General features: G+C 59.3%; 9 protein-coding genes. 5 read left to right on the plus strand and 4 right to left on the minus strand.

Going from position 1 to position 15,005, the window contains the following annotated elements; all coding sequences use genetic code 11:
* Window positions 1-122 precede the first annotated feature (122 nt).
* From ACWGXE_RS00860 to ACWGXE_RS00870, 3 genes are read right to left on the minus strand one after another with little or no spacing between them, the layout of a single operon-like run.
* Complete coding sequence (locus tag ACWGXE_RS00860) at window positions 123-452, minus strand: P-II family nitrogen regulator (RefSeq protein ID WP_447600537.1); 330 nt, start codon at window positions 450-452, stop codon at window positions 123-125.
* The gene (locus ACWGXE_RS00865) at window positions 415-3,684 is read right to left on the minus strand and encodes a DUF2309 domain-containing protein (protein WP_447600538.1); all 3,270 of its coding nucleotides are present in this window, start codon (window positions 3,682-3,684) and stop codon (window positions 415-417) included. The genes ACWGXE_RS00860 and ACWGXE_RS00865 overlap by 38 nt, the downstream gene beginning before the upstream one ends.
* Window positions 3,681-5,387 (minus strand): proton-conducting transporter transmembrane domain-containing protein, encoded by a 1,707-nt coding sequence (locus ACWGXE_RS00870; protein ID WP_447600539.1) that lies wholly within the window; start codon window positions 5,385-5,387, stop codon window positions 3,681-3,683. Before ACWGXE_RS00870 ends, ACWGXE_RS00865 begins: the two co-directional genes overlap by 4 nt.
* Window positions 5,388-5,616: 229 nt before the next feature.
* Here ACWGXE_RS00870 and ACWGXE_RS00875 point away from each other — a divergent pair, with 229 nt between their 5' ends.
* From ACWGXE_RS00875 to ACWGXE_RS00895, 5 genes are all read left to right on the plus strand, one after another.
* On the plus strand, window positions 5,617-6,879 hold the full coding sequence (locus ACWGXE_RS00875; protein WP_447600541.1) for an NAD(P)/FAD-dependent oxidoreductase: 1,263 nt from the start codon (window positions 5,617-5,619) through the stop codon (window positions 6,877-6,879).
* Between the two features lie 379 nt (window positions 6,880-7,258).
* A complete protein-coding gene (locus tag ACWGXE_RS00880; RefSeq protein WP_447600542.1) occupies window positions 7,259-10,696 on the plus strand; it encodes a molybdopterin-dependent oxidoreductase in 3,438 nt (1,145 codons plus the stop codon).
* Window positions 10,697-10,798: 102 nt separating this feature from the next.
* Entirely contained in the window at window positions 10,799-12,088 is a 1,290-nt protein-coding gene (locus tag ACWGXE_RS00885) for a 4Fe-4S dicluster domain-containing protein (RefSeq protein ID WP_447600543.1), read from the plus strand.
* A gap of 304 nt (window positions 12,089-12,392) precedes the next feature.
* Entirely contained in the window at window positions 12,393-13,037 is a 645-nt protein-coding gene (locus ACWGXE_RS00890; protein WP_447600544.1) for a CHASE3 domain-containing protein, read from the plus strand.
* 234 nt (window positions 13,038-13,271) lie between these two features.
* Window positions 13,272-14,804, plus strand: coding sequence for a sigma 54-interacting transcriptional regulator (locus ACWGXE_RS00895; RefSeq protein ID WP_447600545.1), 1,533 nt, complete (start codon window positions 13,272-13,274; stop codon window positions 14,802-14,804).
* Here the strand turns inward: ACWGXE_RS00895 and ACWGXE_RS00900 are convergent.
* Window positions 14,794-14,922 carry a hypothetical protein gene (locus ACWGXE_RS00900; RefSeq protein WP_447600546.1) on the minus strand — a complete coding sequence of 43 codons (129 nt, stop codon included), beginning with the start codon at window positions 14,920-14,922 and terminating at the stop codon, window positions 14,794-14,796. The two genes, ACWGXE_RS00895 and ACWGXE_RS00900, sit on opposite strands and share 11 nt — an antisense overlap.
* Between the last annotated feature and the right edge of the window lie 83 nt (window positions 14,923-15,005).

Here is a 15,005-nt window from a genome sequence, read left to right on the forward strand (position 1 = left end):
GAACTAATGTACGGGAGGACCGCTTTCGCACTCCGGCCGGCACGCCGACCGCCTTTCGAAACGCAATAGCAGAAAGCGAGGTGGGGATTGTTCGGCAAGCGGGATAGTATCTTCGCGGCGCGTCACTTGGCGACGAAACGCTCCCGGCGGCTGACCGCCACATCGGTGACGAACATTGCGCCGGAATGCCGGTTGAAGAGCGGGCCGAGACCGGCCAGGATTGGCTCCACCTTCGCTTCCGGCACCACAGTGAACACGACGACCTGGCTGCTCATATCATTGAAGAGTAAATGACCTTCGTGATAGCCGTGGTGCCCTTTGCCGGACACGTTATTGATGATCGTGTAGCCTGTGGCTCCCGTTCGATCAAGCAGGTCAGTGACAAATTTCAGTTGATCGCCCTGCACGACGATCTTAATTTCTTTCATCGGGTGCAGTCTCAATTCGATCATGGTTGCGTCCTCCTGAATTCTCCGGTTTCCATCCGGTGGTGGCGTCATAACGATAGAAGCGCTTGTCTTGCGGATCGAGCGCCAAAAGCGTCATCCATCCCAAATTGAACAATTGCTCGAGGAGTGGATGCCGATTGATGATCTCCTCGATCCGCCGGCGCGGCGCCTCGATCACCGCGAGCAATCTCACTGGTTCGTGATAGGGAAGGGCGCCGTTGAATACGGTCTGGGCCGGCAGGCCGATCCGCAGGTCGCTCCACACGCCGGTCATGACTCCGACGCGACCGACCACGTTGTGATAGATCTTGCTGCCGCTCCCGTAGACCTCGTTGTCGACTGTAGAAAAATAATGCTCCATGTTGATCCATTGCGCGACCACCAACGGTGCCGTCATGATGGTCTCCAAGAGCTTCCCGGTGGCATCCTGCCGATGATCGTACGAATGAAGAAAGGATCGGCCTCGGAGGTTCACTCGTTGCGTCAGGGTCCGCCGGCCGATGATGATCACGCTGTTCTTCGAGAGGCCCCATTCCGGTCGAACCTCGGCCCAATCTTCGCTTCGACGCAGCAGCGCGCGCCTTGCAGTTGACGGCTCGCCCGGCTCCATGTGCGGTTCAAGCAGCCGGCTTCGCTCCAGCGCGGTCTGGGTGCCGGCCCGGTCCAGATCCGCCAAGAGGCGTTGCAGATCCTTGCGATGCGTCGCCGGGACATCCTCCAGATCGACGACACTCACCCGGTCCGTCGTCGTATCGTGCTCGGCTGCCAGAAACTGAGTATCATGCGGAATCGTAATCCCGCGTCTCTGCAGCAGATCGCGCACGGCGGGCCTATTGGCCATCGCGGCCATGGCCCGGGCGTTCGGCAGACCATGATTGCCTCCACAGGCGCCGCAATCGAGAGCCGACTCGAACGGATTGTTTTGCGAGGTGCTGCCGTGGGCGCAGAAGAGCACCACACGCGCGAAATTCGAGGTGAGCCCCATCAAGCGCAGCGCCGCTTCCACGAAATAGGCTTGCTCGGTCACGGCAAAGCCGGTCTGGGTGATTCTCTCAAGGCGCGCCGAAATCCCTCGGGGGCTGATTTGGTGCTGTTCCCGCAATTCCTCATAGAACGCCTGTTCGGCTTCCGGCGTCAGGTTTAATGGCTTCGCGACATCGCCGGTGCTCTCCTCGGCCTGGCCAATTGCTTTGCGGCGAATGGTTTCCAACAAGGCGGGTGAGAGGGCGGCGCCGGAAAGCCCGAATCGTTGGCGCACCAGCTCGCGGATGACGGCCTGCTGTTCCGCCGCGACCATATCCTCGGCTTCGGTGCGGGTGATCTTGTCCACCGTCAACGTGGTGGCGATGGGCGGCAGCAACCAGTTCTTCAAGCGTTTCCAGACTGATTGATACCAGCGCGGCAGCAAGGTCCGGCCGAACAAGGGAACGCCGAAGAACCAGCCCAGCGCTTCCACCATGACATAAGGAGTAGCGACGTTTTCCTTTAAGTCATGCAGCAGGGTGTGGGCCGCCTCAGTCACTTGAGCGGCGGTTTTGTGCCGCTCCGCGAGTGCCCCGTGATAACTGCGTGGAATTTCCCGGACGTGGTTCTTAGGTTTGAGCAGGACCGGACAATGGGCAACGGCATGCCCGGCATTGAAGGAACGGTAGTCGACCGGCACTCCGAAAAATCCGGCGAGTCCCAGCGTTTCGTATCCGCCCAAATGTTCCAGGTGACGACGAAATACTTCCGACCGGACGTCGATGCAGAACACCACCTGGCTCAGCGGTCTGGAGGCAGGGGTTTCATTTTGTGTGGCGGCCTCCGCGGCGATCGAGGCGGATGTAAGTTCCTCGAGTATCTGCCGCCGGTAGGCCGCCTCAAATGCTTTGAGCCAGATGGGCCCATGCTGCGAGGGCGGAAAAGCGTCCAGCCATTCCAGCAGGGTGCGGACATCGGATGGGGTGGTGGAGTCAATGGCGGACTGGTCAACGTCAAGAAACCGGGCGAGGCGTATGAGCGCCCGGGCCGCTGCGCGAGTTCGTGAGGCGGCCTTGCGCTCGCGCTGGAGTGAATCGTACCGGCGGCCGAGCTCTTCCCAGATTCTATGGTCGTGGCGATCGTTAGAGTGTAGAAGCTTGCGCACTTCCGCGCCGATGGCGTCCGTCAGCTGCCCGGCCACCCATGCCTGACGCAAGCGGCAGGCGTAAGGATGTCGAGCCATATAGGTTTTGATTGCGTTGTCATGGCCAGCGAAGCCCAGGTCAGATCGGCAAGCGGCTTCGACCAGGTGACGCTCATAGAAGAGGCGGACCGCCAGGTATTTCACCAGGTCGACGCGAAATGCCTGTTGCCAGGGATGGCCGGGCTGTTGCGCCCGCCATTTGATATAGCCGGTCCACCCCGGTAGCGCGGCCAAGTGCCGCGTCAGATACGGCTCCCAAGCCTCTTTTGGGATCCCCATACCCGTCAGGCTATCGAGGACCGCGTCTTCCGATCGGTCCGACAACGAGCGAATGATGGCGGCCGCCCCTTGGATGCCGTTCAGCCAAAATGTGAGGTCATGCTGAGCCAGCATTTTCCAGGCTCGGTAGAACGTCTGTTCTCGGTGGGGCATGGTCCAACTCGTTTCGCCCTCATCCAAGAATGCGCTGCACCACTTCACCATCTCCCGATTGATTGTGTCGACAATGGTCGTACCTATGGTGCGGTCGCACCATCTGCTGAGCGGTTCATGAACCGGCGGCTCGTCGGCATTGGACGGTTGCAACAGGGATGTTGATCCGGATGGTCCAGGTGCGGACGGCGATTCCAACCAGGAATGGACCCGTTGAGTCACGTCGGCATCTTCTCCCGTCCCACGATGTTCCGCATCAGGCTCTTCATCGGTCACGCCATGGATCATCGAGACCGTGAGGACATCCGCATGGCGCAGAGGTCGCCCTGCGAAGCTGACCTGTTTATCGAGAACAAGCGGGTCCAGGGCGTGTCGCACATCCTGTTCCGTGATGCGCCCACTGTGAACGTGACGCCGATACTCGTCGTTGCCGAGATAGCCGCGCCCACCGAACAGTTCTCGACCCTGCTGCACTGCTTGCTCGAAAGATAAGGACTCCAATCCATGCAGCGGGTTGTGATGAATGAATGTTCGCATCGGCCAATACTGCGCAATGGCGTTTCCGGCCAATTGCACATAGGAGCGCAGCTCCATCCGCTGCGCTTCGGTGAATTTCTCAGGGCCAGGTTGCGTCATGACGATATCGAGTTATGTCCGTGAGAGCGGTAATGAGAAGCAACGGTCGGGCGCCGCCGGCGAACGGCGCGCATGAAATCCTCCACGTACAGGGCGTTGAGGAAGAGGACATAGAGCCGGGTCTGGAGCGGTTCGAGCCAGCTCGGAAGCAACAAGCGCACGCCGCGCGCTTTGCCGTAGAGAACGACCCACACGGAAATCACCAGCAACGTCGAGCAGGCGACAAACATATCGAACAATCCCTGATTCCAGGCGGCTGACTGAAAATACGCGGCCGCCACCCCGGGCGCCGGATAGAGAAAATGGGTGAACGATTCGCCGGCCCAGAGGTACGTCAGTCCAATCAACGCCAAGGCGGCCACCATCGTGGCTGAAAGTTTCCATGATGCGACGGCGTTGAGCCGGTAGAGACTGAAAATAGCCTGCGACGATGTGACCCAAGCGAAAAACAGAAAAATCAGGGCGCCCTGCGCTTCGAACAGAGGGATATTCACGAGGCCGTGCGCCATCAACATAATGAGCAGCGGCAATACCAGCGTGATCGCGAGGCCGGTGGCCCACGGCATGAACGCAAATCCGGCCGCTTCTCGAGCGGGATGCCGGCCGGGAAGCCTGAAATCTGCCCGCGCCTTATGGATGCCGGCGCCCGAATTGAGGAACAGGGTGGCCTTGAACAACCCATGCGCGGCGAGATGAAATATCGCCAGGCCGAATGCGCCGAGCCCGCATTCCATTACCATATAGCCCATCTGTCCCATGGTGGAGTACACGAGCGTTCGCTTGATGCTGGGCTGGGTCAACATGGTCGATGCGCCGATCAATACGGTCACTGCTCCGACTACGAATAACACGTAGAGTGCGTCGGGAGCCAGGCCATACAGCGGTGCCAACCGGTTCACGAGAAATCCGCCGGCATTCACGATGCCGGCATGGAGCATGGCGGACACGGGCGTCGGGGCTTCGATCGTTCCCGACAGCCACACATGGAACGGAAACTGGGCGGACTTCGTCATCACGGTCATGACGAGCACCAGGGTCACGCCAGTAATGGCGTCGCTCTCCCACCATGTGCCGCTCCCCCATACAGGCCTCGCGGGCATGTCGTTGATGGTTTGGAATAAGCGGGTGAGGTCGAGTGTGCCGAATGTGATATAGACGAGCACGATCGCGAGAAGTAGTGCGGCATCGCCGATTCCCTGGACATAGAGAACACTGCGCCCTGCTTGGCGCGCAGCAACGCTTACTTTGTTAAACGATAACAGCGCCATCAGCAGCCACGTCACGGTGTGCCAACAGGCGAACAACCAGAACAGATTGCCGCTGGTGACTAAACTGAGCAGGACGAACGTAAGCAGACTCAAGAGGCTGAAAAATTTCTTATAATCCGGATCGCCTTGCATGTAGCGCTTCGAATAGATGTGAATCACGAGGCTCACGCCGGTGATCAAGACCATCATGACCCCAGCGAGTCGATCCACCAAAATAGCGGGGGTAAAGGGAGCAGGAAGCGCCGAAAGGCTCAACAGTTCAGGTCCCGCGTGCACCACCTCGTACAGCGTTCCAATGGCGGCGGCTGCGGAAACCGCCATCGCCCAGATACCGGTCTTCACGGTTCGCTCAGCGGCGGAGGAATCGGACAAGGCGATGAGCGCGGCGGCAACAAGCGGCGAACCGATTGCGAGCATGATGAACATTGTAAGCATGGACGATAGGCTCCGATATGTCGCTCGTGCAAGGAGCAACGAGAACTATTCCAACGCTGGAGAGCCGTACCAAATATCGATGGCCGGCTTCCAGCCCATAATACCCATAATAATTGAACGAACCATCCCGCCATATCAAGTGCTTCCCACGGCAAAGGACCCCGGATTCCCCTGCGTGCTCATGATCCCGCGTCCCGCGTATGGCAGCGCTGCAACATCGAGATAAACCATGTCGGATATCGCCATAATCGGAGCCGGTGCCGCCGGACTTGCCGCGGCGATATTTGCAGCTGAACAAGGGAACGGGCTGACTGTTCATCTTCTGGACGGCGCGAAATCGATCGGGGCCAAGATCCTGATCTCAGGAGGCGGGCGTTGCAACGTGACCCACGATATCGTCACGCCGGAGGATTTTCACGGGAACCGGCATATCATTCGCAACGTACTTGCGGCCTTCGATGCGGAATCGGCTCGTCGATGGCTTGCGTCGTTGGGCGTGGAGCTCAAGCGGGAGGAGTCGGGAAAGATGTTTCCTGCCACCGACAAGGCGCGAACTGTGCTCAATGCGCTGGTAGGTCGATGCCAGAATCTAGGGGTGGTGCTCTATACAGGACATCGGGTCACGCGTCTGTTGTATCGGGAAATGGGGGAGGATGCCGGCGGCCGGCCGCGCTTCGAGATTTATCATGAGCAGGGTATGCTAAGGGCGAAGCGCGTCATCCTAGCCACCGGCGGCCGGTCTCTCCCAAGAAGCGGAAGCGATGGTTTCGGGTACGATTTGGCTCGCGCGCTGGGCCATCAGGTCACGCCGACCGTTCCGGCTTTGGTCCCGCTGATGCTGAGAGGGTCTCTGTTTCATCAGGAACTCTCCGGGTTGTCGTTGGAGGTGGAATTGACGACCATCGTGCAAGGCCGGGCCGTGGACCGGCGCAGCGGCAGTCTGCTCTGGACCCATTTCGGCATCAGCGGCCCGGTGGTGATGGATGCGAGCCGTTTCTGGACACTCGCCCGCCGGCAAGGGCAAGGGATGGAGGCGACCCTGTATGCCAATTTCCTGCCCGGGCAGAACCAAGACCGAGCGCGGTCCTGGTTGTTGGCAGAGGCCGCGCGGCAGCCCCGCCGGTCGTTAGTGAAGATGTTGGCGCAACGCATGCCGGAACGTATGGCCGGGGTCCTGTGCCGCTTTGCCGGATGCGATCCGCATAGGAGCATCGCGCTCCTCCCGCGCGCCGATCGGGAACGCTTGCTTCCGGTGTTGACGAAGTTCCAGTTTCCCGTTCAATGCGACCGCGGATGGAATTACGCCGAAGTCACGGCCGGCGGGGTGCCGCTCGAAGAAATCAGTTTTCGAACGATGGAATCCAAGCTGGTTTCGGGACTGTATCTGGTTGGTGAGATCCTGGACTGCGACGGTCGGATCGGCGGGTTCAACTTTCAATGGGCCTGGGCCACGGGATATCTGGCCGGCCGTGCCGCGGCGGAATATACGTAGTTCTTCGGTTTGGTGCGGCGGACGGCTTCATCATTCCTTCATCCGTTCTTCTTCATTTCTTCATCTTTATCGTCGTTTGCCGTCGGCTGAATGCTCGCCACGTGCCGCCACGCGGACCGTGAGATCTCGCGATCGTCGCGGTTTTATCGCGACCGTTCGCTGTTTTTAAGATGAGTGTAGTTTCGCACAGCGCGCACCGATTTCATCAACTCCGCCAACTGGCGCGCAGTTATGGAGCGAAAGCCCTATGGAGATGAGTGAGTTGCCCGAGGTATGAGGGTTGCTTTGATCCGGGCGGGCCATAATCAGACGAGTGTGGCCAAGGAGGTTTTTTACTTCATCAAACCTATTCCGTTCATTGTAAGGAGGAGGGAACGCTATGCTTTTGTCTCGTCGACAATTCATGAAGGCTTCGGCCGGAACGATTGCGGCGGCGGCCATCGCGGATCGGGCTTTAGCCCTGACCGCGTTGCAACCGGTCGTTGAAGTCGGCAACCCGCTGGGTGAGTACCCGGACCGGTCCTGGGAGCGTGTCTACCATGACCAGTATCGCTACGACTCATCCTTCACCTGGTGTTGCTCGCCGAACGACACGCACGCCTGCCGGATTCGAGCCTTCGTCCGAAACGGCGTGGTGATGCGCGTCGAGCAGAATTATGACCATCAGACCTACGAAGACCTGTACGGCAACCGCGGGACCTTCGCCCACAACCCGCGCATGTGCTTGAAGGGTTTCACCTTCCATCGCCGCGTGTATGGACCGTATCGGCTGAAGGGCCCCTTGATGCGTAAGGCCTGGAAGCAGTGGATGGACGATGGATCGCCGGAACTGACGCCGGAAACCAAACGGAAATACAAGTTCGACAGCCGGTTCCTGGACGACATGGTCCGCGTGTCCTGGGATACGGCGTTCACCTATTTGGCCAAAGCGCTGGTCGTGATCGGAACCCGATACAGCGGCGAGGCCGGAGCCCGTCGCTTGCGGGAGCAGGGCTATGCGCCGGAAATGATCGAGATGATGAAGGGCGCCGGGGTGCGCTGCTTCAAGCACCGCGCCGGCATGCCGATCTTGGGCTTACTCGGCAAGCATGGCAACACCCGTTTCAATAACTGCATTCTTCCTCTCCTGGATAGCTGGATTCGGAAAGTCAACCCGGACCAAGCGCAGGGAGGACGTTACTGGAATAACTATACCTGGCACGGCGATCAAGATCCTTCGCAGCCGTGGTGGAACGGCACGCAGAACTGCGACATCGATCTCAACGACATGCGGTTCTCGAAGCTGAACACCAGCTGGGGCAAGAACTTCGTCGAAAACAAGATGCCGGAGGCGCACTGGAAGCTCGAGTGTATGGAGCGGGGCGCCAGGCTCGTCGTCATTACGCCGGAATACAATCCGACGGCGTCGCGAGCGGATTATTGGATCCCGGTGCGGCCGGAGACCGACGGAGCATTGTTCCTCGGAGCGAGCCGGATCATCATCGACGAGAACATGCAGGACATCGATTTTATCAAGCAGTTCACGGACCTGCCGTTGCTTGTACGGACCGACACGCTGCAGTATCTGGATCCTCGGGATGTGATGAAGGATTTCCAGTTCAATGATTTTTCAAAGAGCTATTCCGGCCGCGTGCAAGGGTTGAAGCCGGAACAAATCGCCGCATTGGGCGGGATGATGGTGTGGGACTCGAACAAGCAGCAGGCGGTTGCGATCCACCGAGAGCAGGTCGGATTCCACTATCAGAATTCCGGCATCGACGCAGCCCTGACCGGCACCTATCGGGTGAAGCTCCTCAATGGCCGGGAAGTCGACGTGATGCCGATCTATCAGCTCTATTTGATCCACTTGCAGGACTACGATCTGGACACGGTGCACCAGATTAATCGATCCCCCAAGGATTTGATTGTTCGCTGGGCTCGCGATTCGGGCAGCATCAAGCCGGCCGCGATCCATAACGGCGAAGGTGTCTGCCACTATTTCCATATGACGCAGATGGGTCGAGCGGCCGCGCTCGTCATGATTCTGACCGGCAATGTCGGCAAGTTCGGCACGGGCTGCCACACCTGGTCCGGGAACTACAAGGTGGGAATCTGGAATGCCACGCCGTGGTCCGGCTCCGGCGCCGCGGTGCATTTGGCGGAGGATCCCTGGAACATGAACCTGGATCCCAACATCCACGGCAAGGAAATCAAATATCGGAAATTCTATTATGGCGAAGAGCCGGGGTATTGGAACCACGGCGACACCGCACTTATCGTAAACACGCCGAAATACGGCCGCAAGGTGTTTACCGGCAAGACTCACATGCCGACACCGAGCAAAGTACGGTGGGTGGTGAACGTCAACATTCTCAATAACTCGAAGCACCATTACGACATGGTGAAGAACGTCGATCCAAATATCGAGTGCCTGGTTACCCAGGATATCGAGATGACGTCCGACGTGAACCATGCCGACATTGCCTTTGCCTGCAACAGCTGGATGGAGTTCACCTATCCGGAGATGACCGCCACGGTGTCGAACCCGTGGGTGCAGCTCTGGAAAGGCGGAATCCGCCCGTTGTACGACACCAGAAACGATCTCGATACCTTCGCGGGCGTCGCAGCCCGGTTGGCCGACGTGACCGGTGTCACGAAAATGAAAGATACGTTCCATTTCGTGTACCAGAACCGAGTGGACGTGTACGCGCAGCGCGTGCTCGATACCTCCAGCACGTTCTACGGCTACAGCGCGGACGTGATGCTGAAGTCGGAAAAGGGCTGGATGGTGATGGGGCGCACCTATCCGCGTCACCCGCTCTGGGAAGAAGTTAACGAGAGCAAGCCGCAATGGACGCGGTCCGGCCGGCTGGAAACCTATCGCATCGAGCCGGAAGCGATCGAATACGGCGAGAATTTCATCGTGCACCGGGAAGGCCCCGAGGCCACGCCCTATCTGCCGAATGCGATTCTCACCACGAACCCGTACGTCCGGCCGGATGACTACGGGATTCCGATCACGGCGCAGCACCATGACGACAAGACGGTGCGCAACATCAAATTGCCGTGGGCGGAAGTGAAGCAATACTCCAATCCGTTGTGGGAGAAGGGCTACCAGTTCTACTGCGTGACGCCCAAGACCCGGCATCGGGTGCACAGCCAGTGGTCGGTGAACGACTGGGTGCAGATTTACGAGTCGAACTTCGGCGATCCGTATCGGATGGACAAACGGACGCCGGGCGTCGGCGAGCACCAGCTCAACATCAATCCGCAGGCGGCGAAAGACCGCGGCATCAACGACGGCGACTACGTCTATGTGGACGGCAACCCGGTGGACCGGCCGTATCGCGGCTGGAGGCCGTCGGATCCGTTCTATAAAGTGGCGCGGTTGATGATCCGTACGAAATACAATCCGTCCTACCCGTACCACGTGACGATGGCGAAGCACGCCCCGTTCGTGTCGACGGCGAAGTCGGTGAAGGGGCACGAGACCAGACCGGACGGCCGCGCGATTGCCGTCGATACCGGATATCAGGCGAACTTCCGGTACGGCGCCCAGCAGTCGTTTACGCGGAGCTGGTTGATGCCGATGCACCAGACCGACTCGTTGCCCGGTAAACAGGCCAACGCCTTGAAGTTCAAGTGGGGATTCGAGATCGATCACCATGCGGTCAATACGGTCCCGAAGGAATGCTTGATCCGTATCACCAAGGCGGAAGACGGCGGCATCGGCGCCCGTGGTCCATGGGAGCCGGTCCGCACCGGGTTTACGCCGGGTCAGGAGAATGAATTCATGCTCAAGTGGCTCAAAGGCGAGCACATCAAGATTAAAGTCTAATAACCCGTGAGGGGTTAGGTGGTCGGGGTGAGGGGTTTGGAGTAGGTTGCTTCAGATCCTTCACCTCACGTCTCACGCCTCACGCCTTACGGAGGTTACGACATGCCTGAAGTTTATAACTGGCAACTGGGCCGGAAGATGCTGTACCCGTACGAGGAGCGGCATCCGAAATGGCAGTTTGCCTTTGTGTTCAATATCAATCGGTGTTTGGCCTGTCAGACCTGTTCGATGGCGGACAAGTCGACCTGGCTGTTCTCGAAGGGCCAGGAGTACATGTGGTGGAACAACGTGGAGACCAAGCCGTACGGCGGGTATCCCCAGTTCTACGACGTGAAGATCACGCAGTTGATCGAGCAAGTGAACCCGGGCGGGCAGGTGTGGAACGTGCGGGTGGGCCGCAAGCACCATGCGCCCTACGGGGTGTTCGAAGGGATGACGATTTTCGACGCGGGGGCCAAAGTGGGCCAGGCGGCGATCGGCTACATCCCAACGGACCAGGAATGGCGGTTCGTCAACATCTATGAAGACACGGCGACCTCGATGCGGGCCTTGGTGGAAGGCGTCGACAAGTCGGGCTTCAGCCGAGATGAGCCGTGGAAACTCTCCGGCAGCAGCTTGCCGGAGCATGAGACGTTCTTCTTCTATCTGCAGCGGATCTGCAATCACTGCACGTATCCGGGCTGTCTGGCGGCGTGCCCGCGGAAGGCGATCTACAAGCGGCCGGAAGACGGGATCGTGTTGATCGACCAGAACCGCTGCCGCGGGTACAAGAAGTGCGTGGAGCAGTGCCCGTTCAAGAAGCCGATGTACCGGGGGACGACCCGGGTGTCGGAGAAGTGCATTGCCTGCTATCCGCGGATCGAAGGGAAGGATCCGTTGACGGGCGGGGAGCCGATGGAAACGCGCTGCATGGCGGCCTGCGTCGGGAAGATCCGGATGCAGAGCCTGGTGCGGATCGGCGAAGACGGCCTCTGGGCGGAGGATCGGTGGCATCCGTTGTACTACGCGATTCGCGTGGAGCAGGTGGCCTTGCCGTTGTATCCGCAGTGGGGCACGGAGCCGAACGGCTTCTACATTCCGCCGCGGCACAGCCCGCGGGGCTACGCGCGGCAGATGTTCGGGCCGGGCGTGGACAATGCGATCGAGAAGTACCTGGTGCCGAGCCGGGAGTTGTTGGCCGTGCTCCAACTCTGGAGAGCGAGCCAGCAGATCATCTTCCGGTACGACGTCATTCCAGGCCCGAAGGTGTTCGAGACCCAGATTCACGGGAAGCGATTCGAGATGTTCAACGATACCGTGCTGGGCTTCAACAAGTCGGGGAAGGAAGTGGCGCGTATTCAGGTCGAAGAGCCGATCTACATCAGACCGGCCGAACGGGTGAACTGGTTGTAAGAGCGCTGGTGAGGCGGGAGGGGATCGCCCCTCCCGCCATGCCAGGCCGTTCGAAGTCTTTGCGGTACATAACGAACTGATTCCTTCCAAGAAAGTACTTTCGCGTTCACTAATCAGCAGTCTTCGCGAGAGCAAGAGCGATTTGTAGAAGCCGCCGGCAGTCAGCGGGCGCGTCAGACAAGAACGCGTCGGCAGCGATCGGCGATAATGTGGCAACCATGCCGGCAGCCGGGGTTCCGGTTAAGGTGTGGGCCGATAATGGCTGATTGACCGGTCCCCCCTGTATAACTTGGAACACTCTCGTATGCGGAAGTTGTACGCGACCTATGCCCTGGCGGCATTGGCGCCAGTGGCGCTCTTTATCCTGATTCAGATTCCGCTCGTCTGGCACTGGCACAGCATCCATCAAGCGCAGCAACAGCGAACTCAGATCAAAGAGGAAGTCCTGCGGTTGCAGGCGCTGACCGCGGATATCGAAAACGGGTTCCGCGGGTATGTCCTGACGAAGCAATCGGCCTTCCTGCACCCGGTGGTGTATGGCGAAGCCAAGGTGCAGGGGGTGTTGGATCATTTGCTGGACCTGACAAAGGATCTTCCGAATCTCCTGGCACGCGTGAAGGTCTTGCAGGAGCGAGTTCACGAGCTTATCGATGCCAAACGGCGATTGACCAAGCAGATGGACAGCGGCGAGCAGGAAGCCGTGATGTCGTATATCCGGTTTGGCGACGGATTGGCGTTGGCCAAGACCATCGAGAAAGCAATGGAGGACCTCGAGGTCAGGATCGAAGGGGAATTTTCCCGCTTTGATATGGAAGAAACCACGTTGAAGGAACGTATGCTACAGAAACTGCTCATCGCCGATGCCGGCATGCTCGTGCTGGGAATATTCGTCACACGATTGATTTTTCGGGCCGCCATCGAAAAGACGAGCCTGGCTCCGTCCAAGTAGACCCATGCCGACGACATTACACGAGAGGCGTTCAGATCTCATCCCTCCGGTGGATTTACGACGTGAATCTTTTCGCTCAATAAGGGCGAAACGTCTTGCGCCCGCCATTTAGAGTCCCGTAAGCTAGAAGCTCACACGTCAATCTGCGCCGATAAGCCAGGCCTGCCAGGCGGAAGTATCGCTGTGGGTGGGTAGGGCAACGGTGACGTCCAATGTGCATACAGGATGGGGACTGTGAAGGGTATCGAAGACAATTACCGGGCCTTGCTGGCGGTGACGAATGTTCTCAATCAGCAGCGCGACACGGACAGTCTGTGGCGGGCGATCACCGAGCAGCTCCGACAGGTAGTGCCGTGGGAGCGGGCGGGGATTACCCTGTATGACCCTGACTCGGACTCGTTCCGATTCTATGCACTTGAAACCAGCCTGCCGATGCGGGTGCTCCAGCGTGACGCCGTCATTCCGCATGCAGGCAGCGCGGTCGGATGGGTGTACGATCACCGACAGGTCCATATTCGCCCGCACTTGAGCGCGGAGCGAACATTTCTCGAAGATGATTTGTATTTCGAGGAGGGATTGGGCCGCATGATCAATCTGCCGCTCCTGGTCGGCGAGACTTGTCTGGGGACGCTCAATATCGGCAGCATTCAAGATGGAGAACCAGATCCGGGCGATGTGGAGTTTCTGGGCCAGGTTGCCAAACAGATCGCCCTTGCCATCGACCACGTGCGGGCGTACGAGCAAATTGATCGGCTCCGCCAACAGCTGGTCCGTGAGAACGAATATCTTGTCCAGGAAATCAAACAGACCCATAATTTCGGCGCGATGGTCGGGAAGGGGCTGGCCTTTCGGAAAGCGCTGAACCGGGCCGAAGCCGTTGGTCCGACCTCCACGACCGTTCTGATCACCGGCGAAACCGGAACCGGCAAGGAATTACTGGCCCGGGCCATTCATGAGCTGAGCCCGCGGCGACACAAACCGTTCGTCCGGGTGAACTGCGCCGCGCTTCCGATGGGCTTGGTGGAAAGCGAGCTGTTCGGCCATGAACGAGGCGCGTTCACCGGCGCCGATCAACGTCGCTGCGGCCGATTTGAATTGGCTCACGGCGGCACGTTGTTCCTTGATGAGATCGGCGAGATGCCGCTCGATGCGCAGGTCAAGCTGCTGCGCGTTCTCGAAGACGGCCTCATTGACCGGGTGGGCGGCATGCAGTCCATTCCGGTGGATGTCCGTGTCCTCGCCGCCACGAACGCCGATTTGATCGCGGCATCGAGCGAGGGCCGCTTCCGTTCGGATCTGTACTATCGACTGCATGTCTTCCCGATCGTGCTGCCGCCCCTGAGGGAGCGACCCGAGGATATCCCATTGCTGGTGAGGCATTTTCTCGAACAATACCGGCTGAAGCTGAAGCGCCCGCCTCTGGCGCTAAGTCACGAATCAATGACCAGGCTCTGCCGGTATTCGTGGCCAGGCAACGTGCGGGAGCTGCAGAACGTGATCGAGCGCGCCGTCATTCTCGCCCGGTCTTCCACCGTGGAAGTGGAGGCGGACCTTGTCGGACATTCGGATTCCGAAGGGCAGGGCGAGGCTCCAGTCAATCTCGTGGAAATGGAACGCCAGCATATCCTGTCTGTGCTGAAGCGGACGCATTGGCGGATCTACGGCCCGCACGGGGCTGCCGCTCAATTGGGCGTCAATCCCAGTACGTTGCGCAGTCGCCTGAAAAAACTCGGCCTGTCCAGGCCCACCAAACAGCTCATCTTTTAGAGTTCGTGCCGCCGGCGTGGCCGATCACGATGGCTCGTGGCCAGTCACGGACCACGCCGTGAGCCGGCAATGTCCTCTGGTCGGCCACGAGCGCGATCCGGCCTGAATTCAACCGCATGCAGCCATTCTCCTCCGTCCGGCCTGTTTATTGCTGTCTTCTTCACGAGAGGCCCGGTCGCCACGTCGGGACTCCTTATTCCC

The sequence above is a fragment of the Nitrospira sp. Nam80 genome (genome assembly GCF_965152575.1).